The sequence below is a fragment of the Pseudomarimonas arenosa genome (genome assembly GCF_014841215.1).
Classification (GTDB): Bacteria; Pseudomonadota; Gammaproteobacteria; order Xanthomonadales; family Xanthomonadaceae; genus Pseudomarimonas; species Pseudomarimonas arenosa.
This window is the reverse complement of sequence record NZ_JACYTR010000016.1, coordinates 1-22,350: the sequence shown is the minus strand read 5'-3', so window position 1 is coordinate 22,350 and position 22,350 is coordinate 1. Positions and strand designations below refer to the sequence as shown.

The window sequence follows — 22,350 nt, the reverse complement described above, 5'->3', positions numbered from 1 at the left end:
TTTCATGAGGGGGCGCGGATGAGTAAGCTTGGCGCAGCGCATCTGCCTGGATAAGGGTGGCAGCCCCGCCGACGGATCTCCGGCGCCCGAGTCGATCAATACCGTTGCTCCCTTTCGGGCCTGGCGGGGTTTTCAATCTATCGTCGCGAAGGCGCCGACGGGGCCACCGTCGATGCTGATTGGCGCACATGATGCGCTGGGAAGTGGCGGAGAGGGAGGGATTCGAACCCTCGGTACGGTTTGAGGCCGTACACACACTTTCCAGGCGTGCTCCTTAAACCACTCGGACACCTCTCCTGGTCGCTTCCCTGTTTGCTCACCGAGGCCGGCGGCAAACAAGCGCGAAAGCATACCTCGACTGGCTGCAGGCGACAAGGCCGTCGATCGGCCAACAACGGCGCCGGTGTTGCGGCCGATCTGCATGAAATGTTGCTGCTGGCTTGGCACAATGCTCAGTCTGTTTCCTAGCAAGGCACGCAATGTCTTATCTGGTGCTGGCGCGCAAGTGGCGCCCGAAGCGATTCGCCGAACTGGTCGGCCAGGAACACGTCGTACGCGCGCTAACTCACGCCCTCGATAGCGGTCGTGTGCATCATGCGTTTCTGTTTACCGGCACGCGCGGCGTCGGCAAGACCACCATCGCCCGGATATTTGCCAAGAGCCTGAACTGCGAGCGTGGCGTAGGTGCCGATCCCTGTGGCGAGTGCCCGGTCTGCACCGCGGTAGATGCCGGTCGCTTTGTCGACCTGATCGAAATCGATGCCGCCAGCAACACCGGCGTCGACGATGTGCGCGAGCTGATCGACAACGCGCAGTACATGCCGACGCGCGGGCGCTACAAGGTCTATCTGGTCGACGAAGTGCACATGCTGTCGCGTAACGCCTTCAACGCTCTGTTGAAGACCTTGGAAGAGCCGCCCGAGCATGTGAAGTTCCTGCTCGCCACCACCGATCCGCAAAAGCTGCCGGTCACGGTGTTGTCGCGCTGCTTGCAGTTCAACCTCAAGCGCCTGACTGAAGCGCAGATCGGTGAGCAGATCTGCAAGATTCTCGCCGCAGAAAGCATCGACGCCGATGAGACTTCGATCCGCCTGCTGGCGCACGGTGCCGACGGCAGTCTGCGCGATGGCCTGTCCTTGCTCGATCAGGCGATCAGTTATGGCGCAGGCGCCTTGCGCAGTGCCGAAGTGGCGCAAATGTTGGGCAGCGTCGATCGCGGTGAAGTCGAGCACCTGCTGGCGGCCCTGAGTGACGACGATGGCCAGGCGCTGCTGGCGGCAGTCGACTCGATGGCCAGCTACTCGGCAGATTTCTCCGCCGCACTGGATGCGCTGGCCAGCGCTCTGCATCAGGTGCAGATTCGTCAGCTGGTGCCGACGGCGGCCGCTGCCGGCGACAGCGAGGTGCTGATCAAGGCCGCCGAATTGCCGCCGGAACTGATTGCGTTGTGGTACCAGATGGCGGTATCCGGGCGTCGAGAGTTACCCCTGGCACCGTCTGCGCGGGTCGGCATGGAGATGATCCTGCTGCGCATGCTGGCGTTTGCCGATCGGGACGCGCCGGTCGGCGGTGGAACCACAGGTTCAGGGGGCGCTGATCGCGCTGCGAGCAGCGGCGCCAGCAGTCGCGCAGCGGCGGCCGCGGCCATAGCATCACTGGCGCCCGCTGATGCATCGCCGCGGCCTGCGCTACCGACACCATCGATGCCTGCGCCACCAGCAGCGGCGCCGGTCGTCGCGAGCAGCGCACCGTTCACGGCGCCACCCGTCGCCCTCGACATCCAGTTTGATCGGCGACCCTCATCCTGCGCCGACTCGGGGCAGGCGCAAGCGATCAGCCCACCGATCGACACGGTGCCTTCGATTGAGCCGATGCTGTCGGCGAGGCCTGTGTCGGGTCGATCAGCCAGGCGTCTGATCGTCGACAGCGAAGACTGGATCGAGTGCAGTCGAGGCCTGGGCTTGCGCGGTCCGGCGGGCCAGTTGGCGGCTCACGCGCAGTTTCTCGCCGACGACGGCGAAACCCTGCGTTTGGCACTGCCCGAAGTACACGACATGCTGAAAATGCCGGAACTGGTTCAGCAGCTTTGTCGCGCCTTGCAGGATGTGCTGGGCGGCATGCCGCGAATCGAGTTTGGTTCGGTCAAGACCGGCCGACAGACCCTGCACGCTCGCCTGCAACAGGAATCAGCAGAGCAGCAAAGCGAGGCCGAACGCAGTTTCATGAGCGACCCGACGGTGCAGTCCCTGATCCAGGACTACGGTGCCCGCGTGGTGCCAGGTTCGATTCGGCCGCATTGATCAGAGCCAGGCATCCCTGGCCGTTACGCATCGTTTCACTTGAGAATGGAGATTCACCATGTTGAAGGGACAACTGGGCAACCTGATGCAGCAGGCACAGCGCATGCAGGAGAACCTGAAGAAGGCGCAGGAGGAACTGGCCACGTTGGAAGTGACGGGACAGTCCGGTGGTGGCATGGTGCAGGTCACGCTGAGCGGCAAGATGGAATGCCGCAAGGTGCGCATCGAGCCGTCGGTATTCGGCGATCCGGAAATGGCTGAGGACCTGATCACGGCTGCCTTCAACGACGCGGTCAACAAGGCCAATGCCGCCTCGCAGGAGCGTATGAGTCAGGCCACCGCCGGCATGCCATTGCCGCCGGGCATGAAGCTGCCGTTCTGATCGAGGCCGGGGCGTGAGCGAAAGTGGGCTGCTGGAACGCTTGATCGAGGCGCTGCGCGTGCTGCCGGGCGTGGGGCACAAGTCGGCGCAGCGCATGGCCCTGCATCTGCTGGAGCGTCAGCGCGAGCGCGGCCGTCATCTGGCCGCTATGATGGCCGAAGCCTTGGACAAGATCGGCAACTGCCAGCAATGCCGCAATCTTACTGAGCATGCCGTTTGCTCTATCTGCCGCAGCGCTGCGCGCGATGCCACGTCGATTTGCGTAGTCGAGTCGCCGGCCGATCTCTCCGCGTTGGAAGTGGCCACCGGCTACCGCGGACGCTATTTCGTGCTGCATGGCCGGCTTTCGCCCATGGATGGGCTCGGTCCGCAGGAGTTGGGCTTGAACCTGCTGGCAGAACGCCTGGCTGCGCCCGGCCTGCAGGAAGTCATTATCGCTACCAATCCGACCGTGGAAGGTGAAGCCACGGCGCACTACCTGACCCAGATGGCGCGCAAGCACGACCTCAAGGTCAGTCGGCTGGCGCACGGTGTGCCTTTGGGCGGTGAGCTCGAATACATTGATCGCGGCACACTGGCTCACGCCTTTGGGCAGAGGGTCAGGGCTTAGCAGACTGATTCGACTTGTTCCTGGCTGTGTGCCGGACTGAGTCACCGATGCCTTTCACTAGCGATGCTGCATGTTAAGGAGATGAGGATGAACGACACTCTGTTTGCCAAGATCATCCGTCGTGAGATTCCGGCCGACATCGTTTACGAGGATGACGATGTGTTGGCGTTTCGGGATATATCGCCGCAGGCGCCGATCCATGTGCTGTTCATTCCCAAGCAGCCCATTGCCACCCTCAATGAGCTCGATGCCGGCACCGCACCCTTGATCGGCAAGCTGGCCTTGGCCGCCTCGCAGTACGCCAAGAAAGAGGGCTTCGCTGACAACGGCTATCGTCTGGTGATGAACTGCAACCAGGACGGCGGTCAGTCCGTCTATCACATTCATATGCATCTGCTGGCTGGCCGGCAAATGGCCTGGCCGCCGGGGTGATGGGCGGACAGTCGAGCTCGACTGGGGTGCGACTGCTGGAAGCGCGCGGCAGCGAGTTGCAACCTTGGCTCGATGCGGTGGCAGCGCTGCGGATCGAGGTGTTTCGTGATTGGCCCTACCTCTATCGGGGTAGCCTTGACTATGAGCGCAGCTACCTCAGCACATACTCGTCTTCGCCACGTGCATTCTTCGTATTGGCCGTGGATGGCGACCAGGTGGTCGGTGCTTCCACCGCCATTCCTTTGAGCGATGAGGCCGAATCGTTTCATCGCGCCTTCGTTCAACGCGGCATTGCGCTCAATCAGGTGTTCTACTTTGGCGAGTCGGTGCTGCGGAATGCCTACCGCGGACGCGGTCTGGGTCACGCGTTCTTTGATGCCCGAGAAGCCGAAGCGCGTCGCGGTGGCTTCCGGATGACCGCGTTCTGCGCGGTGGAGCGCGAGCAGAACGATCCACGCAGGCCGCTCGACTATCGACCGAACGATGCGTTCTGGGCCAAGCGCGGCTACCAGAAGCAATCGGACATGCACTGCGAGATCGAATGGCCAGAGACGGACCACGGCCCCGGCCTGAGTCACCGTCTGAGCTATTGGCTAAGGAACGCTGCGTAGCCCGAGGCCGGGAAATAGGCCGCTTCGGCCGATTCAGCGCTGCTTCGGCGGGCCAGCGGCCCACCGATTGTGCAGTCAGTTATTGGCACGCCGGTGAGCCAGCGGCCCACCCTGCGTGCAGGTCATCCGACCTCGGCTGCTCAGGAATGAGGCGCGGGCGGCCGCATCACGATGGTGTCGAGTGCCGATTGCGGTACTTCGCAGGCGCGATCTTCTTCCATCGAGAAACAGATCGGCACCTGCACCCATTCAGCCACCGGCTCACCGTCGCGGGTCGCCGGATTGAAGGTCCAGGCTCTTACCGTATCAAGTGAGGATTGCTCGAACACGCCGGAGGGCGAAGCGTTCTGAACCTCGGCTTTGTGCACCAGGCCGTCCTTTCCCACCAGGGCCCGAACCACCACCCAGCCGGAGACACCGGCGTCAATCGCCTCCTGCGGATAGCGCGGTGGTTTCAGTCGCCGATAGGTCGCGGTCTTGCCGTCCAGAAGGTTGGTCATCGCAGGATCGAATGTCTCCACTCGCCCGCTCAGGCTCAACTTGGACAGCGGAGAGCCGGCCGTGGCGCTGACGCTGAATGGGTCGCCCAGCTTGACTTCAAAGCGTTGCGTGGTGACTGCTTGGCCCTGATAGCTGAGCTGCAGAATCAAGTCTTCCCCGGCACGATCGGGGTGGTAGCTCCCGTCGATGCGCCAGTTGGCGGTTTCGACAACAAAGCCTGCGTGTTTGCTGAAGCCGAGAATTGGGCCAGTTGATTGGCCGTCAATCTCCAGTTGCAGCATGGCCGCAAACTCGGGCGTTGACTCAGCCTCGACCGCAGCCGGTTGCGCCGGCTTCGAGGCCCAGACCACACCTGCCGTTGCCAGAAACAGAGCGCTGGCCAGGGCGGTGGCAATGACATTGCGTGTTTTGCTGCTTGGTGTTGCTCTTAGCATGGTGATACGTTCCTTCAACGGGTGGCTGGACTGCCACAAGCAGCCGACTGGCAGTCCAGGAACAGCCAGCTGCACTTTCAGAAGGGTTTCTGCATAGGTCTTGCGGTGTTGCGGGAAACGCGAAACGACGGCGGCGTCTGCCGCAAGTTCATGATCGTGGCGCAGCCGATCCGCCGCGAAGTGCACCAGCGGGTTGAACCAGTACAGACAACGCAGCGCACTGGCCAGCGCATTGGCGGGCACATCACCGCGACGGGCATGACTTTGCTCGTGGCACAGAATCATCGATTGCTGGGTGCTGTCGTAGCGATGTTCGAAGTCTGCCGGCAGCACCACGCGCGGGCGCCAGAGTCCGATCACGGCCGGACCGCAGTGGTTGGAGCTGGCCAGATAACTGCCATCGGCGCGTGCGCGCAAGGTGCCGAGAGCACGCAGGAAATTTCGCTGCTGGCGGATCAGAAGCAGGGCCAGCAGGAGGCAGCCCAATCCCCATAGCCACCAGATCCAGCGCGTGCTGAAGGTCTCGACCGACGTCTCGGGCGTCGGTGTCGGCAGGGTTGCCGCGGCCTGCGCGGGCAGCCAGCCGAGCAGCAGGGTGCTGGCCTGCTCGGGTTCGGGGCCGGGTAGCAGTAGCGCCAGCAGGGAGGCCGGCACCAGCGCCCAAAGCAAGGGTGCGTGCTGGGCGCCGAAGGTGGTTCGCCAGACGCGCCGCAGCGCCAGCACCAGGACGATCGCCGCCGAACTGCAGACCAATCCGCGCAGCAGCAGGTCGGGCAGGGCGCCGACCAAGGTCGACAGCCAGGAAAGCGCGGCGTCAATCATCACGTTCACCGGATTCGAGTTGATCGATCAGGCGTTTGAGCTCGGCCACATCGCGGCCGCTCAGCTGACCGTGTTTGCTGAAGTAGGCCACCATCGGCGCTACCCGGCCATTGAACAGTCGTCCGAGCAGGCCCTGGCTTTCTTCCAGCACCCAGTCCTCGCGTTTCAGCAGCGGGTGGTAGCGATAGCGTCGGCCTTCGGCTTCGGCGCGCACCGCCCCCTTGCCGAGCAGCCGGTTGAGCAAGGTCTTGACCGTCGGCTCCTGCCAGCCTTCCTGCGCACCAATGGCTTGGAAAACCTCATCGGCGGTGGCGGCGCCGGACTCCCAGAGTACGGACATGACGCGACTTTCTGCTTCGCTGATCTGCACAGTGATTACCCGTGTAATCGGTGTCTGTAGATTACACGCGTAATTCGTTAGGTCAAGATGCCGTCTAGACGCATTCAGCTGTCGGTTCAGATTGACTGTGCACTCAGTCGGCTGGCCCGAACGCCAGCTCAATGCCGATCTCGGCCAGATAGGATTGTTCGGCTTCGAGGTCGTTGCGCGTCAATGGATGCTTGTCCAGCCAGGAGCGTGGCAGGTCGACCTGCAGCTTGGGCGGCGTGCCGAGTAGCTGCAGGTCGGGCAGGGTGTGCGGGTCATGGCTGCGATGCAGCAACACTGCCAACCTTAACAGCATGATGCCCTTGATAGTTGCGTAGGCATTGCGTTCACTTAGCTCATTGATCAGTCCGGAAGGCAACGAGCGGCGCTGACACCGAACCAGGGACGAGAGCAATTCCTGATCGGTGGTGGAAAAGCCAGCAATGTCGGAGTGACGGATCAGGTACGCGCCATGCACATGGTATTGGCTATGCGCGATCGACAATCCCAATTCGTGGATGCGTGCAGCCCAGCCGAGTATCAGACGATCTTCGTCGCTGAGCAACCAACGACGCGCCACTTGATCGAACAAGGCCAGGGCGGTTTGCTCGACTCGGCCGGCCTGATCGCGATCGACGCCGTAGCGTTCCTCCAGTGCGGCCACTGAGGCGTCGCGCGGGTCCTGATTGGTGACGCGGCCCAGCATGTCGTACAGCACACCTTCGCGCATGGCCGTCTCGGCGACTTGCATGCGCGACAATCGAAGCTCATTGAACGCCGCCTCCAGCACCAGCACGCCGCCAGCGATCACTGGTCGACGCTCATCGCTCAGGCCGGGCAGCTTGATGTCGTCGATGCTGCTGGCCTTCAACAGCTCATCACGAAGTTCCCCCAGCGCGTCCGGCGTAATCGCGCCACGCGTTAGCTTCATCGCCGACAGGACTTCACCAACCGCCTTGATGGTGCCCGAAGAACCCAGGGTTTCCTGCCAGCCGCGGGCGATGAAGGTGGTGGTGAATTGCTGGAATTCGGCTGAAACATCGGTTAGCGCTTCGCGCCAGCGCTTGTGCGAGAGCTTGCCGTTGGCAAAGAAACGTCGCGTGCTGGCGATACAGCCCATCTGCAGGCTCTCGCGCTCCAGCGCGTTGAAGCCCTGGCCGATGATGAATTCGGTCGAGCCGCCACCGATGTCCATGACCAGGCGACGTCGGCGTCCCGGCGGATGGCCATGTGCCACGCCGAGATAGATCAGGCGCGCTTCCTCGCGCCCGGACACCACTTCGATCGAGTGGCCGAGTGCTGTTTCGCCCGGCACCAGAAAACTTTGCGGGTTCTTCAGCTGACGCACGGTATTGGTGGCGATGGCCCGCACCCGATGTTCGGGCAGGGTGCGCATGCGTTGCCCCAGCCGGGCCAAGGCATCCAGGGAGCGCTGCAGCACCTCTTTCGACAGGCCGCCCTTGCCATCCAGCCCGCTGGCCATGCGCACGGTTTCTTTCAGTCGATCCACCACCCGCAGTTGCCCGAGCACGTAACGAGCCACTACCAGATGAAAGCTGTTCGACCCAAGATCGACTGCCGCGAGCAGGTCCCCTTCCTGCAAACGATCAGGCATGAGTGAGCTTCCCGCGGCTAAACATGATGCTCAGGTGGTGTGAAAGCAGACTCATTCGCAGATCCTTGCTAGCAGGGCGCGCTGCGCTGAATGCGGCATGGCATCGCCGGTGGGTGAGATGCGCACATAGCTGCCGTCAGACTGCAGTTCCCAGCTCTGGGTGTTGTCTTCCAGGTAGTTGCCGATCTCTTCCTCGTACACTCGGGCCGCCAGATCCGGGGCGAGAATCGGGAAACAGGTCTCGATGCGGCGCATCAGGTTGCGTTCCATCCAGTCAGCGCTGGAGCAGTACAGCAAGGGCTCACCGTCGTTGTGGAACCAGTACACGCGGGTGTGTTCGAGAAAGCGCCCAACCAAGGATCGGACCCGGATCCGTTCCGAAACACCCGGCACGCCGGGCCGCAGACAGCAGGCGCCGCGCACGATCAGGTCGATTTCGACGCCAGCGCAGGAGGCCTCATACAGGGCCTTGATCACGCTGGGCTCGTTCAGCGCATTCATCTTGGCGCGAATCATTGCCGGTCGTCCGGCGCGGGCGGCGTCTGACTCGCGCTGAATCAGGTGTAGCAGCTGCTTGTGCAGGGTGAACGGCGACTGCAGGATGCGCTTCAGCTTGACCTCGCTGCTAAGTCCGGACAATTGCTGGAACACCAGATGGACATCGTTGCCGAGATCCGGGTCGGCTGACATCAGACCGATATCGGTATAGAGCTTGGCGGTGCCCGGATTGTAGTTGCCGGTGCCGAGATGAACATAACGGGCCAGCTTGCGGCCTTCGCGGCGCACGATCAGCAGCATCTTGGCGTGGGTCTTGTAGCCGACCACGCCGTATACGACCTGCACGCCCGCTTCCTGCAGGCGATCGGCAAGGCGAATATTGGCTTCCTCGTCGAACCGCGCACGCAGCTCTACCACCACGGTGACGTCCTTGCCATTGCGCGCGGCGGAAATGAGGTGTTCAACCATTGGCGAGTCACTGCCGGCCCGATACAGCGTTTGCTTGATCGCCAGTACTTCGGGGTCGTGGGCCGCCGCCTTGATCAGATCGACCACCGGCAGAAAACTCTCGAACGGATGGTGCAGCAGCACATCATGTCGTTTCAGCGAGGCAAACGGTGTCTCACTGGCGAACCTTGGCATGGCCGGCACGAAGGGACGGAACTTGAGATCCGGCCGATCGACCATGTCGTACACGGCGGTGACCCGGTTCAGGTTGACCGGGCCATTGATGCGGTACAGCGCACTCTCGGTGAGGTCGAAGTTCTGCAGCAGGGTGCGCACAATCGGCGTCGGGCAGTTCTCGGCAATTTCCAGCCGCACGGCGCGGCGGAAACCACGGCCGGCCAATTCGTCTTTCAGGGCGTGCGCGAGGTTTTCGACTTCTTCCTCATCGACGAATAGTTCGGAGTTGCGGGTGACCCGGAACTGATAGGCACCCTTGATCCGCATGCCGGGAAACATTTCCTCGACAAATGTGCTGAGAATGGCTGACAGCAGGATGAAGTCATTTTCGCCGCCACCGATCTCCTTCGGCACCCGCACAATGCGCGGCAATGAGCGCGGTGCGCGGACGATGGCCATGCCACCAGAGCGGCCGAACGCATCGCGGCCTTCCAGTATCACCACTACGTTGAGCGACTTGTTAAGAATGCGCGGAAATGGGTGCGAGGGGTCGAGTCCCAGCGGCGACAACACCGGCAGGATCTCATCGATGAAGAATTGATGCAGCCAGCGTCGCATGCGTGCCGTCCAGGCCTCGCGCGGCATGATGCGGATGCCGGCGGCGTTCAGCTCCGGGCGCAGACTGTCGTTCCAGAATCGATACTGTGCCTGCACCAGCTTGGCGGCTTTGTCGTGGATGGCTTCCAGTGCATGCGCCGGGCTGAGGCCGTCGGCCGGCAGCGGGCCGCCGTACTCCAGGGTGGTGCGCACCGAGGCCACCCGCACTTCGAAGAATTCGTCAAGATTGGTGCAGGAAATGCACAGGTACTTCAGCCGCTCTAGCAGCGGCTGCGTCGGGTCCATGGCCTGCGCCAGTACCCGCATGTTGAATTCAAGCTGGGACAGCTCGCGATTCAGGTACAGGGTGCTATCGCTCAGGTCGCGCGTCGTGGTTGCCTGAGTCTTGCTCTTGCGTGGTGGGTTCATGGACATAGCTTAGCCTTTCTACCGACGGCCGGTGGCATGCCGCCGTGGCTGTCGCGTAGGGTCGACTGCTAGGTGGTGGCGGATGGCTGTCGTTCCGCGACGTGCTGCGGATCGAACACACAGCTGAACTGGGTGCCCTTGCCGAGCTCACTGCGAATGTCGAGCTGGGCGGAATGCAAGGCCAGGGCATGCTTGACGATGGCAAGGCCAAGACCGGTGCCACCGGTTTCGCGCGAGCGGCTGTTCGACACCCGATAGAAGCGCTCAGTGATGCGCGGGATGTGTTCGGCGGCAATGCCCGGGCCCGTATCGCTGACACTGAAGCAGGCGCCGCGTTGTCGGTCGCCGTCAAAACGCAGTGCAATGGTGCCACCTGCCGGCGTGTAGCGCACCGCATTGCTGACCAGGTTGGAGAACGCGCTGTGCAGCTCTTTCGGCGATCCCAAAAGATCCAGCTGCGTGTTGTCGTGCAACTCGATGTGATGGCGACCGGCGCTGAGCGCCTCGGCTTCGCGGATCAAAGTCTGCAACAGCGCTGCGACGGGTACTCGCTCCTGTGTCGATGTCTGCTGCGATTCGAGTCGCGACAACGTGAGTAGATCCTCAACAATGCGTTGCATGCGCTCTGACTGTCGACTCATCTCGCCGAGCAACTCAGCCAGCTCGGGGTGGTCGTCGGCATCGATGGCGCTGAGGTAGCCGTGAATGACGGTCAGCGGCGTGCGCAGCTCATGACTGACATTGGCAACGAAGTCGCGTCGCACCTGCTCCAGCCGAATCAGCCGTGAGATGTCACGAACGATCAGCAGCCGCTGCAGTTGCGTGTACTCCACCATCCGCATCGACAGGCGGATCGACGCATCTCGCGGTGAGGGCACATCCCAGAGCACTTCGTGCAAGGGGTCGGAATCCTCTGCTGTCAGCCAATCCATGATGCGCGGGTGGCGAAGCAGGTTGTTGATGCGCATACCTATGTCTTTCTGGCGGCGCAGACCGAGCAACTCGACGGCGGCATCGTTGAACCAGGCAATCTTGTGGTCGCGCGCGGCGACCACCACGACGGCATCGGGCAGGGCCGCGGCGGCTTCGCGGAACGCCCGCAATACCAACTGCAGACTTTGCTTGCGCCGTCGCGATTCCAATTGGCGGCGATAGATGCGGTCCTGCACTTCGCTCAGCAGGCCGGAGGATTCTGCTGGTGGCATGGCGCGCCGCTCAGCCAGTCGTCGCAGTAGCTGTGCAATGTGGTAGTAGTGCCAGGCAAGGGCACCGGCCAGACCAAAGCTGAGCCCGGCCCAGACATGTCCCAGCGCTGCGCCAGTGATGGTGCACACGGCGACCCAGGCCAGCAGCCTGGCCATCGAGATCTGCCAGGCACGATAGCGGGCGCTCATGAACGGGATTCAGCGTGCGGCTTCATGCTGCAAGCTTAGCTGAGCGACCCGGTGCGCCGGTCATTGCAGGCGAACGAGCTCAGGCCACCGCCGAGAAGCGGTAGCCGGCACCGCGCACAGTCTGAACCAGTGAGTCCGCCTGGCCTTTCTCCAAGGCCTTGCGCAAGCGTCGAATGTGCACGTCGACGGTACGTTCCTCAACATACACATTGCTGCCCCAAACCTGATCGAGCAGCTGGGCGCGTGAATAGACGCGGTCGGTATGGGTCATGAAGAAGGCCAGCAGACGGTACTCAATCGGCCCCAGGTGCAGTTCGATATCACCAGAGCGGACCCGGTGCGCGGCGGTATCCAGTACCAGTGGACCGACCAGAACAGTGCCTTCGCCATCGTCGCCGTGGCTGCGGCGAATGACTGCCTTGATGCGGGCCAGCAGCTCGCGGGCCGAGAACGGTTTCACCACGTAGTCATCAACACCGGACTCCAGCCCGCTGACACGATCATTCTCGTCGCCACGGGCGGTGAGCATGATGATCGGTACTTCGCGGGTCATGTCATCGCGGCGCAGGCGGCGCGCGTACTCGATGCCGCTGGTGCCAGGCAGCATCCAGTCGAGCAGGATCAGGTCGGGCACCCGCTCGGCAATACGCGTCTGTGCCTCACGAACGTCGGCAGCGCCGACCGGCTCATAGTCTGCCTTGCGCAGGGCGAATGCCACCATGTCTCGAATTGCGGCTTCGTCGTCAACGATCAGAATCTGCTTGTTCACCGGGCCAGCTCACGGGCTTGATGGATACCTCCCGCTGAGTAAATAGCAGAAATGTTACCAATCGGTGACGCTTTGCCGATCGTTTGTCACATTGCGCTCGGTCTGGCCGGGGCGAATGCCGCGCTTGCGCAGCTCCAACACCACCGGAGTCATCTCGGCCATGCGCGCGTCGACCCGGGCGCGCTGCACATAGTCGAGGTCTTCCCGTTCTTTCAGGCGGGCCAGCTGATTGAGTGCATCTTCGGCGCGCCCGGAAAGGAAGGCCGCCTCGGCGTGTGCCTCGGCCGCACGCACGGTGTCGCCAGCCAACTCGCTGGCGCGAGCGAAGCTGGCCTGCATGAAGGCATCATCGAGATCGCTGGCCAGCAGCGGCCGCAGGATACGCTGGGCGCGCTGACCGGTTTCCCGCGTGTTCTGCTCGATCAAGACCTGCGCATAGCTGAGGGCGACCGCGCGGTTGCGTGGGAACTGCACCAACAGCGATTCAAATGCCTGCTCGGCCTGATCGAAACGACCGGCACGGAACTGCGCTTCAGCTCGCGGAATGGCGAACCATAGTCGGTGCGAATCGCTCGACGCCAAGGCGCCCTGATACAGCGCATCGAGCAGTTGAAACGCCTCATCTGCTTTGCCATTGCTGAGCAAGGCCAGCGCCCGGCCGTAGCGCTCGGCTTCCGATGCTAGCCGGTCTTCGTTGTGATGCTGATAGGCGCTCAGGGCCTCGCTGGCGGTGGCCGCACTCAATACCCGCAAGCGTTCGCGTGCCAGCTCGAACAATGCAGGGTTGGGGCCCGAGGCCAGGTCCAGGCCTTCGCGCCATTGGCCGGGCAACATCGGATTGATGGCCCTTCCCAGCGGCAGCGTTGAGCTGGCCGGTTCCATCTTGGCCGCACGGTCCTTGGCCTCGCTGATGCGGGTGGTGGTGACTGGATGGGTGCGCAAGTAGTCGGGCACTGCATCGCCCTGGCTTCGAGTAGCGCGCTGCAGCCGGCCAAAGAAGTCGGCCATGGACAGCGGATCGAATCCGCTGCGGCTGAGAATCTGAATGCCGATTCGATCGGCCTCATGTTCATTGCTGCGGGTGTAGTTGATCTGCCGCTGCTGCATCAGGGCGAGGCCGCCGGCAATTGCCGCCTGACTGGCGTCGCCGTCACCGCCGGCCGCCTGGGCCGCTACCAGGGCCCCGAGCATGGCCAGAGTGATCGGCAGCGCATCTTTCTGCGCAGCTTCCACCGAGCGCACGATATGGCGTTGGGTGGCATGGGACACCTCATGGGCCAGCACGGCGGCGACCTCATCTTCACGCTCGGCCAGCAGCACCAGGCCGGCGTTCATGCCGACATAACCACCCAAGGTGGCGAAGGCGTTGATCTGCCGCGACTGCACCATGAAGAAGCGGAAGTCCTGCTCTGGGCGGTCGCTGCGCGCTGCGAGTCGGTGACCGAGCTCCTGCAGCCATGACTCGACCAAGGGATCGTCGACCAGATAGCCGTAGCGACGAAACTCGCCCAGCAACTCGCGACCGTAGCGCGCCTCTTCGGCAGGCGAGATCAGGGTTGCCGCCGAAGAGCCAATCTCAGGCAGCTGATTGCCGTCGGCCGCAACGGCTGGCCCGGCGCTGAGAGCCAAGCTCAGCGCAATCACAATTGGCTTCAAGGTGCGCAACGGCATTCCGACTCTCCGCATACATTACGGCTTTGATTTCAAAGGGTGGAAAAAGTTCGAACCGTCACCATATACCGAAGCAGGCGAGTCGGCTCGCGGTGGCGACACCCGGGCGAGTTGGCGTTCAGCCAAGCCGCTGGTCCGGATGTTGCGACAGCCGAATCCACAACGAATTGCGAACCGGCAACCTCTGCAGGCAGGATGTTGCCGCCACTGTGGGAGATCCTGATGCGTGACGTGCTGATGTATACCACCGCCATATGCCCGTATTGCGTGGCGGCGAAGAATTTTCTCAAGCACAAGGGCTTGAACTGGACCGAAGTGCGGGTGGATATCGACCCGGTGCAGCGAGAAACCATGCTGCAACGCGCACGCCGCACCAGCGTGCCGCAAATCTTCATCGGTGACACCCATGTCGGTGGTTATGATGATCTGGTCGCGCTGGATCGTGCCGGTCGACTGCAAGGCCTGCTGGAGGAGCCAGCATGAGCCACATCGATGCGGAGGCCGGCGCCGACCGGGTGCAGGCATTTACCGAGTATCGGCAGCGCATGAATGAGCGCATTCTGTCGCAGGACAATCAGGTCGTGCGGCGCTTCTTTGCGCTGGATACGCAAACCTACAAGCCCGGCGCGCTGGATCTGAAGACCAAGGAGCTGCTCGGCCTGGTGGCCTCGATGGTGCTGCGCTGCGACGATTGCATCAGCTACCACGTGGCGCAGTGCAAGCAAGCCGGAGTGAATCGCGACGAGCTGTTCGAGGCGTTCAGCGTCGGCCTGGTGGTGGGCGGCAGCATCGTCATTCCGCACATGCGTCGCGCCGTGGATTTTCTCGATCAGCTGGAAGCCGGTGAGCCGAACGCCGCCGCGCAGGCGTAAGTCCGCGCGCAACGACTGGCGGTAACGATCGGGCCGCCGGGTCAGTGTCGGCGGCTGCGCTTCCCGCCAGCCCGGCTAAAAGCCATCCTCGATGCGGCTCAAACGCAGGCTCTGGCCGCTGCGCGAGACGCCTTGCAAGCGAGTCAGGCCGATGTCGACGAAGTCGCCGACCAGGGTGTTGCCGTTGAGGAGGGTGCAAGCGGTGGGAGGGCTGTCCGGGCGTTCGCGGTCGATTTCGCAGCGCAGGCGCCAGTGGTCGCCTGCGCGTAGGTCGAAGCCGTTGTCATCGGCCTGAAACGCGTCGAAGCGCAGCGCGTTGGCACCGACTTCGCCTTCGGCCCCACGCTGCAACAGCACCCAGTCGCCTCGCCAGCTGTCACCGGCGCGCAGGCCAAAGGCGAAGCGGGTCATCGAAATCGGCCGGACCTCAAGCCCTTCAGATTCGCTCAGTGGGTCGCGCACGAACCAGAAGACCGCGCGGGCCGAGCTCAGCCATTCGATATGCACCGTGCCGCCGGACAGCGCATCGACCGGTGCGGCGTACTTGGCGAATGGGCCGCTGCCGCCCTTCAGAGCCGTCAGCGGGAGGGATTGCGGCAGGGCCTGGCTGGCGCCGGCAGCAAACCACCAGAACGGGGTGCCGGCGTTGTCATAGCCGGAAAGATTCAACGCCAGGGAGTCGCCCTGAACCTCGATCTGCACGCCCAGTCCCGGCCCGCTGGTGTCGTACTGGCCGCCACGCTCCGGCCACCAAAGGCCGGATTCCGGTGTGTACAGCTCGACATCGCCGACCGCCGCGAGACCAAAAGCACGGGTTCGTTCCGGGCTGCCGCCCAGTACGCGGATCTGGAACGTACCGGCACGATCGACGCTGAGCGGGGTGGCGCTCGAGCTACGCAGCACCAGTGGCGCCTTGGGTTGGTCAGCGCATTGCTTTTCCGAATCAAGCAGCTTGACCACGATCTGATCGTCTTCAAGCCAGCTGTCACCCACTCGAGGAGCACAGGCAGGTGCCCATTCACCGAGGATTTCGACTTGAAACGGCTGCCCCACCGCGGGGGACTCCGGCCACAGCGTGACCTGCGGTGCGGCTGCAGCGCAGATCGGCGCCAGAGCCAGCGCCCCGGTCAGCAGGTGGCGCAGCGCAAATGTGATGGGCGTATTCATGGCGCGTAACTGTACCCGTTTCTCAAGCCGGGCGATAATGCTGGGTTTACGCACGCGCTCGGCCCGGTAGGGTGGAGTTGCCCAGGAAGAGGATCCCTCATGACGCAGACAATTGCCGTAATCCGTGGCGATGGTATTGGCCCGGAGATTATGGACGCCACCTTACTTGTGCTCGATCGCATGGGCTGTGGATTCCAGTATGAATTTGTAGAGGCCGGTCTCGGCGCCTACAACAACTGCGGTGAACTGCTCCCCTCGGCCACGCTCGACGCGATCCGCAAGCATCGGGTGGCCCTGAAGAGCCCTCTGACCACGCCGGTGGGCGAAGGTTTCAGTTCGATCAATGTCGAGTTGCGCAAGCGCTTCGACCTCTATGCCAATGTGCGCCCGGCGATTACCTTCCCGAACACCAAGTCGCGCTACACCGGCGTCGACCTGATCACGGTGCGTGAGAATACCGAAGGCGCTTACATCGGCGAAGGCCAGCAGTTGTCGGCCGATGGCGAAGTCGCCACGCTCACGCAGAAAGTCACCCGCCGTGGCAGCGAGCGCATCGTGCGCTACGCCTTTGACATGGCGCGCAAGCTGGGCCGCAAGAAGGTCACGGTGGTGCACAAGGCGAATATCCTGAAATCGACCTCGGGCCTGTTCCTGCATACCGCGCGCAAGGTGGCGGCTGACTACGCCGACATCGAGTGTCAGGAAATGATCGTCGACAACTGCTGCATGCAGTTGGTGATGCGACCTGAGCAGTTCGATGTGCTGGTCACCACCAATCTGTTCGGCGACATCATTTCCGACCTCTGCGCCGGTCTGGTCGGCGGTCTGGGCCTGGCACCGGGGGCCAACATCGGTACCGAAGCGGCGATCTTCGAAGCGGTGCACGGCTCGGCGCCGGACATCGCCGGTCAAGGCATTGCCAACCCCTGTGCGCTGTTGCTGGGTGCCGCGCAAATGCTCGGTCACTTCGGCATGGAGCAGGATGCGCGTCGACTGCGTCGCGCCATCGTCAGCACGATGGAGGCCCGCGATCGGGTCACCCCGGATCTTGGCGGCACCGGCACCACCGAGACCTTCGCCGAGGCAATCGCCGAGCGGGTCAACGAGCAGTAGTCGACGCTTCGCTGAAAGTACAGGTTCGGTGAATTTCAGCGGACGAAAAAAAAGCCCCGGCATTGCCGGGGCTTTTCGTTCATTGCTCGGGGCGAGATCAGAACTGTGGTTCGCTGCCCGGCACGATCGGTGAGTCGGTGCGGGTGAAGCGCCCGCCCTCGGCACCGGGGTAGGTCACATCGAGTGACACGGTGCTGTCGGCGCCGCCATTGCCGGTGCTGAGGTTGACCCGGATGGTGCCGATCTGGGTGAACTCAAGCTGGTCCGGGGCCGGACAATCACGGCAATAGCCATTCGAAACCTGCATCACCGGAATTTCGTCACCCGGTACATAGGTGGCGGTCTGGAAAGTTGCCCAGCGACCACGACCGGTCGAGTCGGGGTAGTAGATCTCAGCCGCCAGGCCGTCGCCACCGACGCCGGGGAAGCTGAGGAAGGTGATGCCCCAGCCCGGGTCGGCCGGATTGAACCAGATGCCGCTGTAATCGGTGGTGACGCCTTCACGGCCATCCAGCAGCAATTGTGAGCACCAGCGCAGGCTGGCCGGATCATCACTGAACAACAAGGTCAGCTGGCCTAGGCCGGTGTCCGGGCGCAGCTCCGGGCTCTGCTGGCAGGCCGGCGAGTCCGTCGCCGAATTGTCGAAGTCAATGCGTACCTGTCCGTTGAACGTCGGCGTGTCGTCCTCCACCGTCTGCGGCGTTTGTCCCGGTCGGAACAGGTTGCGGGCAAGACTGTCGCCAAACGGGTTGGGCGGCGGCAAATACAGACCGTCGACCACTCGGCCCAGGGTGCTGAACCACTCAGGATTGCCGGCGGCGTCGAAGCTGTAATAGATCATGAAGTACAGATCGGTGGTGCCCGCAACGCGCCGGAAATCGAAGCCGTGTCCATTGCGCAGGGGGTCAAAGTACTGGCCTTCCTTAACTACCGGTTCCGGTGCAGAAGTTGGGTTCGGGCTCCAGCCTAGGTCGTAAAGCATGTCCAGCGCCAGGCCCATGTTGCGCGGCGCGTTGGAGGAAACGGCAGCCGCCATCATCTGATTCGGGTAGGCCACGCTGATATGCGAGTAGGTCGAACCCGGGGCAATGGTTTGCGGCGTATGCAGCGCGATGTATTGCTCCGGTGCCGGGAAGTTGATCAGCGGGTTTTCCACCGAGACGATCGCGCTGGGGCCGGCGAAGCGCGCCTGATTCAGGCCCACCAGGGCTGCAGCGCGTTGCTCGTCGGTGCCGCGCAGGAACGGCACACTGCCGTCCTCGGTCATCCGCACCCAACGGCCGTAGACATCGTCATACGACGACAGCTTGCCACCGACCGGATCACCATCATCGGCTCGCAGGTCCACCAGACCGACAAAGCCCAATCCATGGATGATTTCGTGCATCGCAGTGGTGATGAAGCTGGAACCGACGCTGCCTTCCGCAGTAAAGCCGTAGTCGAACCTACGGTTGGTTTGCGCCGACTGATCGGGGGCCAGATTGAAGGTGATGCGGACATCGTAGCTGCTGCTGCAGGAATCGCTGAACACGCCACAGGAGGGGGTGCCCGCCTGCTGAGCGATCGCGGCTTTGGAGTAGATCGACTGCCGATGACGGACGAACTTCAGCTCAGTACGCAATCCACCGGTGGCCGGAGTCCCGGTGGCAAAGGTGTCGGAGACGAACAAGCCGGTCGGTCCGGCCTGTGCCAGCACGCCGCCGGTAGCGCCGAAGTCCAGGTTGTCCCAACAGGCCTGGATACGAATCGGCACTGACGGGCGCAATTGCAGCCCCAACAAGCGGGCCGCTTCGGCGATGGCCTGCTGGCGCTGCTGGCCCAAGGTCGTGCCGCTGTTGCCGCGAATCGGCGTGCGGGCAGTGCTGTCGCTGAACCCGCTGACATTGCAGGTCTCGTCGCTCGATCCATTGCTGGAATCGTTGGTGACGATGGTGATCGGGACAAAGTCGTTCTGCGCCCCGATGCTGGCTGACACCGTGGTCTGCGCCGTGCTGCCGGCATAGTTGATCAAGGACAGGTAGAGTCGGCCAGCGCGAATCGGCTGCCAGCTCGATTGACTGATGGTGATCGATTCATTCGCCAGCGGCGATACCGCGAGATACTGCGCATGATCCGTCAGCCAGCCTGCTTCAGGCGGCCGATTGTCGAGCGTGGTAGCGGGAAAGGCGGATTCGAAGCGCGCCAGCATATCAATGTCGATGCTGCCATCGGCTGCGCTGGCATTGATGGTGATGCGTTCGGCGCCTTCCGGAATATCGATGTAGACATCGTTGGTAAAGCTCTGCGCCGGAATCGCGACTGACACATTGCCGCCGGGCTGCAATTCCGTTGATTGCGCCATGGCCAAGCCGGGCAGGGTGAGTACGCCCAGGGCAAGGGCAAGGCTTGTCTTCAAGGTGTGGTTCATCACTTCTGTCGCTCCGTCCCGTTGCGTCCGTTATCAACCTCGGAGGCTTCGTGCACCTGCGAACAGCTGTGTTCAACGCGGCCGTCCGCGTGGTAATGAACGCGCATTTCAAATGAAACGTCAGGCAACTGTGTTGCCTCCGGGGCGCTCTTGGCCGCAGCGCCCGGCTTCTTGCTCGAGGCAAGCGGGTGATAAGTAGCGGTTGACTCAGCATGTGCGTTGAAAGCGAAACAGCTGAGTAGGGTCAACAGGGCCATCGGGCCTCGGCGCTGGGACATCGGCGCGTTCCTCGGTTCAGGGAAAGAATGCAGACGCGATCTGCGTTGAAATGTGATCAAGCCGTTAAAAGTAGCAGAAGCCTGATCCAACGTCAGCTTGTGCATTCAGCCGCCGGTGAGGCAGGCGGGTGGTTGCCCTTGGCGCAGAGCGGCATGTAGTTGATCGCCGGCGTCGACACAGGCTTGGCGCAGGGTTTTCCCCAGCGCCAGCCGGGCGGCGATAGCGCTGGCCAGGTAGCAGCCGGTTCCGCGGGTGGCGACCTGTACCCGGGGGCGCGAAAAGCTCAGTTGATCGGCGCCCTCAATCAAGGTATCGGTCAGCAGCTGACCCGCACCGTGGCCGCCCTTCAGCAGCACGTGCGTCTGCAGGCGTTCGGCAAGGGCGCGTGCGGCCAGCGCAGGGCGCTGAACGACTTGGGCCAGGTCGACCTGCAGCAGCCAGGCTGCTTCCTGCAGGTTGGGAGTGACCAGATCTGCCAGCGACAACAACTGCCACCAGACGGCGCGCGACAGCGATGACAGTCCGGAAGCGGGCGATGCGGCGCTCGAATGCATTACCGGATCGATGATCATCGGGCAGTGGAGCGCCGGCCCAAGGTGCTGCCTGAGCGCGATCAGCGCCTGTGCGGCCGCTTCGCTGCCGAGCAAGCCGACCTTGATCGCTGCGGGCGGACCCAGCTGTAGGGCGGCGTCTAGTTGCTGCTCCAGCAAGGCCGTAGAGGCCAGCAGCGCGCTGGGCAAGCTGCCGATCGGCTGCGCGGTGATGCAGGTCACCACCGAACTGACCTGCAAAGGAAAGCCGTGCAGGGCGCGCAAATCGCTGTGCAAGCCGGCGCGGCCTTGGCTTTCAGTGCCAGCAAACAGCAAGACATGTGGACGAAGCATTGTGGTGTTTTCGCAACAGGAATGGGGTGGTGGGCTGAAAGTCTTGATTTGAGTGACTTTGTTACGCGGCATTTTTGCAACAACTGCTTGACCAGGGCAGTCGCAGCCCGGATACTTCGCCGCGCAAGCCCACATTACTTTGGCTTAACTCAAATCACCTCCCTCATGCGCAGCCAACCGTTGATTTCTGCACTTCTGCTCGCCGGCGTCCCGACCGTGGCTTCGGCAGATGCAATGGAGCAATGGCGTGACTATGCCGCAGCCTTGGTCGCCCCGTCGTTCGACTGGTATGCCGATCAGGCCCAGGTTGAGGCGCCGACTGTACTGTCGACCTCGTTGTCGGTCCTGCCGTCGGCAGCGGTGGAAGGCCACTTGAGCCTGGCCAGCGCAGCATCGGCCAGCACCACCATCGCTGACCGCTTCGGGCCGCAGTTTGCCCCGCGAGGATTGTTCGCTGGCAACGCGCTGGCAGGTCACGGAATAGCCTCCGATTTTGCCGGCACCCGCCTCAGCGTCAGCGGCAGCGGGAACCGCGAGTTGGGCCTGTCGGCCATCGTGGCTCGACAGCAGTACTCCACGCTGGGTTTTGGTAATGGCGAATGGGATGGCAGCAGCGCCGGCAGCCGCCGAGTGGGCGCCAATGGCAGTCTGTACGAGTCGGCTTCGGGCAGCGGTGTGCGTCTCGATGCCAGCACGGCCCTGGGCGAATCCGCCTGGACCTTGCAAACCGCTGTGCAGTCGCGCATCGAGATGGATGCGTTCAAGGCCTACCGCGGTGTCTTTTCCGAGGCCGGTGACTTCGATATTCCGGGCTTTGTCAGCTTCGCCGCCAGTGCCCCTCTGGGCCAGCGGTTGAACGTGTCGGCCGAAGTACAGCGCGTGTTCTACAGCGATGTGCAGACCTTCAGCAGTTCTGCCCTGCCGACCAGGTTCCTGGCGCTGTTGGGCGATGCCGGTTCGCCGGAATTCGCTTGGCGCGACCTGACCGTGTATGCGCTGGAAACCAGCCTGCGTGATGACTACCGTGGCACCTGGACCTTGCGTCTGACCAGTCAGCAGCAGCCGCGTCCGACTTCGCAGCTGCTCGACCGCGCGTTGAACGTGCTGTATTCCGACACCAACGTCGAGTTCGACTATCGTCGCGCCAGCGTCGGCTTTGGCGAGTTCCGCCTCGCGGCCAGCTATTCGCCGGTGACCTATTTCCTGGGCTCTTCGCCCTACGTCCGTCGTGGCTTTGAAACCGGCAGTCAGGTCGAGTTCGAAGCGCAGTGGATCCTCAGTTTTTAGCAGTACTCCGAATCAACAGGGCATTGTTCGAAGGCTTCCGCAAGGAAGCCTTTTTTTTGGTGCGCCCGGCACGGGCGCACTCTTGGAGGTGCAAGTCCTCCCGTTAGCCCGGATATTTCATGAGGGGGCGCGGATGATCACCGAGCACTTTGCGTCGAGTGTAAGGCGCGACGAGCCCAAGTGGTGGGCCCACTTGGGCGAGATCGGGACGCAGTCCCGCGTAGCTGCGACAGCAGCCGACCGAGCATAGCGAAGGCGCAGGCTACGAAGTAGCCGTTGCTGCGT

At 62.9% G+C, this 22,350-nt stretch carries 19 protein-coding genes, 1 tRNA gene and 1 other RNA gene; 9 read left to right on the top strand and 12 right to left on the bottom strand.

The genetic code is table 11. The annotated features are described in order from the left end of the window. Positions 1 to 63: 63 nt before the first annotated feature. Both ffs and IFO71_RS09755 read right to left on the bottom strand, forming a co-directional pair. Positions 64 to 160, bottom strand: an RNA gene (ffs, locus tag IFO71_RS09760) — signal recognition particle sRNA small type. 44 nt (positions 161 to 204) lie between these two features. Then, positions 205 to 297 (bottom strand) — tRNA-Ser (locus IFO71_RS09755). A gap of 182 nt (positions 298 to 479) precedes the next feature. Between IFO71_RS09755 and dnaX the strand changes: the two genes are divergently transcribed. The 5 genes from dnaX (at position 480) to IFO71_RS09730 (ending at position 4,335) form a co-directional block, all read left to right on the top strand. Beyond that, complete coding sequence (gene dnaX, locus IFO71_RS09750; RefSeq protein WP_192029450.1) at positions 480 to 2,300, top strand: DNA polymerase III subunit gamma/tau; 1,821 nt, start codon at positions 480 to 482, stop codon at positions 2,298 to 2,300. 58 nt (positions 2,301 to 2,358) lie between these two features. Continuing rightward, positions 2,359 to 2,682, top strand: a complete 324-nt coding sequence (locus tag IFO71_RS09745) for a YbaB/EbfC family nucleoid-associated protein (protein WP_425502887.1) — start codon at positions 2,359 to 2,361, stop codon at positions 2,680 to 2,682. A 13-nt stretch (positions 2,683 to 2,695) separates the two neighbouring features. Next, positions 2,696 to 3,292, top strand: coding sequence for a recombination mediator RecR (gene recR, locus IFO71_RS09740; protein WP_192029449.1), 597 nt, complete (start codon positions 2,696 to 2,698; stop codon positions 3,290 to 3,292). Positions 3,293 to 3,379: 87 nt separating this feature from the next. Beyond that, positions 3,380 to 3,724, top strand: a complete 345-nt coding sequence (locus IFO71_RS09735) for a histidine triad nucleotide-binding protein (protein WP_192029448.1) — start codon at positions 3,380 to 3,382, stop codon at positions 3,722 to 3,724. Then, the gene (locus IFO71_RS09730; protein WP_192029447.1) at positions 3,724 to 4,335 is read left to right on the top strand and encodes a GNAT family N-acetyltransferase; all 612 of its coding nucleotides are present in this window, start codon (positions 3,724 to 3,726) and stop codon (positions 4,333 to 4,335) included. Before IFO71_RS09735 ends, IFO71_RS09730 begins: the two co-directional genes overlap by 1 nt. Before the next feature lie 140 nt (positions 4,336 to 4,475). Here IFO71_RS09730 and IFO71_RS09725 read toward each other — a convergent pair whose 3' ends face one another. The 7 genes from IFO71_RS09725 to IFO71_RS09695 form a co-directional block, all read right to left on the bottom strand. After that, complete coding sequence (locus IFO71_RS09725) at positions 4,476 to 6,092, bottom strand: TonB family protein (RefSeq protein ID WP_192029446.1); 1,617 nt, start codon at positions 6,090 to 6,092, stop codon at positions 4,476 to 4,478. Further along, complete coding sequence (locus IFO71_RS09720; protein WP_192029445.1) at positions 6,085 to 6,462, bottom strand: BlaI/MecI/CopY family transcriptional regulator; 378 nt, start codon at positions 6,460 to 6,462, stop codon at positions 6,085 to 6,087. Before IFO71_RS09720 ends, IFO71_RS09725 begins: the two co-directional genes overlap by 8 nt. 103 nt (positions 6,463 to 6,565) lie before the next feature. Next, complete coding sequence (gene ppx / locus IFO71_RS09715; RefSeq protein ID WP_192029444.1) at positions 6,566 to 8,074, bottom strand: exopolyphosphatase; 1,509 nt, start codon at positions 8,072 to 8,074, stop codon at positions 6,566 to 6,568. A gap of 51 nt (positions 8,075 to 8,125) precedes the next feature. Beyond that, on the bottom strand, positions 8,126 to 10,222 hold the full coding sequence (ppk1, locus tag IFO71_RS09710; RefSeq protein WP_192029443.1) for a polyphosphate kinase 1: 2,097 nt from the start codon (positions 10,220 to 10,222) through the stop codon (positions 8,126 to 8,128). Between the two features lie 68 nt (positions 10,223 to 10,290). Next, positions 10,291 to 11,616 (bottom strand): phosphate regulon sensor histidine kinase PhoR, encoded by a 1,326-nt coding sequence (phoR, locus tag IFO71_RS09705; RefSeq protein ID WP_192029442.1) that lies wholly within the window; start codon positions 11,614 to 11,616, stop codon positions 10,291 to 10,293. Positions 11,617 to 11,695: 79 nt separating this feature from the next. Then, positions 11,696 to 12,385 carry a phosphate regulon transcriptional regulator PhoB gene (phoB, locus tag IFO71_RS09700; protein ID WP_192029441.1) on the bottom strand — a complete coding sequence of 230 codons (690 nt, stop codon included), beginning with the start codon at positions 12,383 to 12,385 and terminating at the stop codon, positions 11,696 to 11,698. 54 nt (positions 12,386 to 12,439) lie between these two features. Further along, positions 12,440 to 14,056, bottom strand: coding sequence for a M48 family metalloprotease (locus IFO71_RS09695; RefSeq protein WP_192029440.1), 1,617 nt, complete (start codon positions 14,054 to 14,056; stop codon positions 12,440 to 12,442). Positions 14,057 to 14,251: 195 nt separating this feature from the next. Between IFO71_RS09695 and grxC the strand changes: the two genes are divergently transcribed. Next, a complete protein-coding gene (grxC, locus tag IFO71_RS09690; RefSeq protein WP_192029439.1) occupies positions 14,252 to 14,539 on the top strand; it encodes a glutaredoxin 3 in 288 nt (95 codons plus the stop codon). Continuing rightward, positions 14,536 to 14,928, top strand: a complete 393-nt coding sequence (locus tag IFO71_RS09685) for a carboxymuconolactone decarboxylase family protein (protein ID WP_192029438.1) — start codon at positions 14,536 to 14,538, stop codon at positions 14,926 to 14,928. The genes grxC and IFO71_RS09685 overlap by 4 nt, the downstream gene beginning before the upstream one ends. A 75-nt stretch (positions 14,929 to 15,003) precedes the next feature. Here IFO71_RS09685 and IFO71_RS09680 read toward each other — a convergent pair whose 3' ends face one another. Next, positions 15,004 to 16,095 carry a hypothetical protein gene (locus IFO71_RS09680; RefSeq protein ID WP_192029437.1) on the bottom strand — a complete coding sequence of 364 codons (1,092 nt, stop codon included), beginning with the start codon at positions 16,093 to 16,095 and terminating at the stop codon, positions 15,004 to 15,006. A 99-nt stretch (positions 16,096 to 16,194) separates the two neighbouring features. Here IFO71_RS09680 and IFO71_RS09675 point away from each other — a divergent pair, with 99 nt between their 5' ends. Then, positions 16,195 to 17,208, top strand: coding sequence for an isocitrate dehydrogenase (locus tag IFO71_RS09675; protein ID WP_192029436.1), 1,014 nt, complete (start codon positions 16,195 to 16,197; stop codon positions 17,206 to 17,208). A 97-nt stretch (positions 17,209 to 17,305) separates the two neighbouring features. Here the strand turns inward: IFO71_RS09675 and IFO71_RS09670 are convergent, their stop codons facing one another. Next, complete coding sequence (locus IFO71_RS09670) at positions 17,306 to 19,615, bottom strand: hypothetical protein (RefSeq protein WP_192029435.1); 2,310 nt, start codon at positions 19,613 to 19,615, stop codon at positions 17,306 to 17,308. Between the two features lie 383 nt (positions 19,616 to 19,998). Further along, positions 19,999 to 20,778 (bottom strand): bifunctional hydroxymethylpyrimidine kinase/phosphomethylpyrimidine kinase, encoded by a 780-nt coding sequence (thiD, locus tag IFO71_RS09665; protein ID WP_192029434.1) that lies wholly within the window; start codon positions 20,776 to 20,778, stop codon positions 19,999 to 20,001. A gap of 180 nt (positions 20,779 to 20,958) precedes the next feature. On the opposite strand from thiD, the gene IFO71_RS09660 reads away from it, so the two are divergent. Next, entirely contained in the window at positions 20,959 to 22,065 is a 1,107-nt protein-coding gene (locus tag IFO71_RS09660; RefSeq protein WP_192029433.1) for a hypothetical protein, read from the top strand. Positions 22,066 to 22,350: the final 285 nt, after the last annotated feature.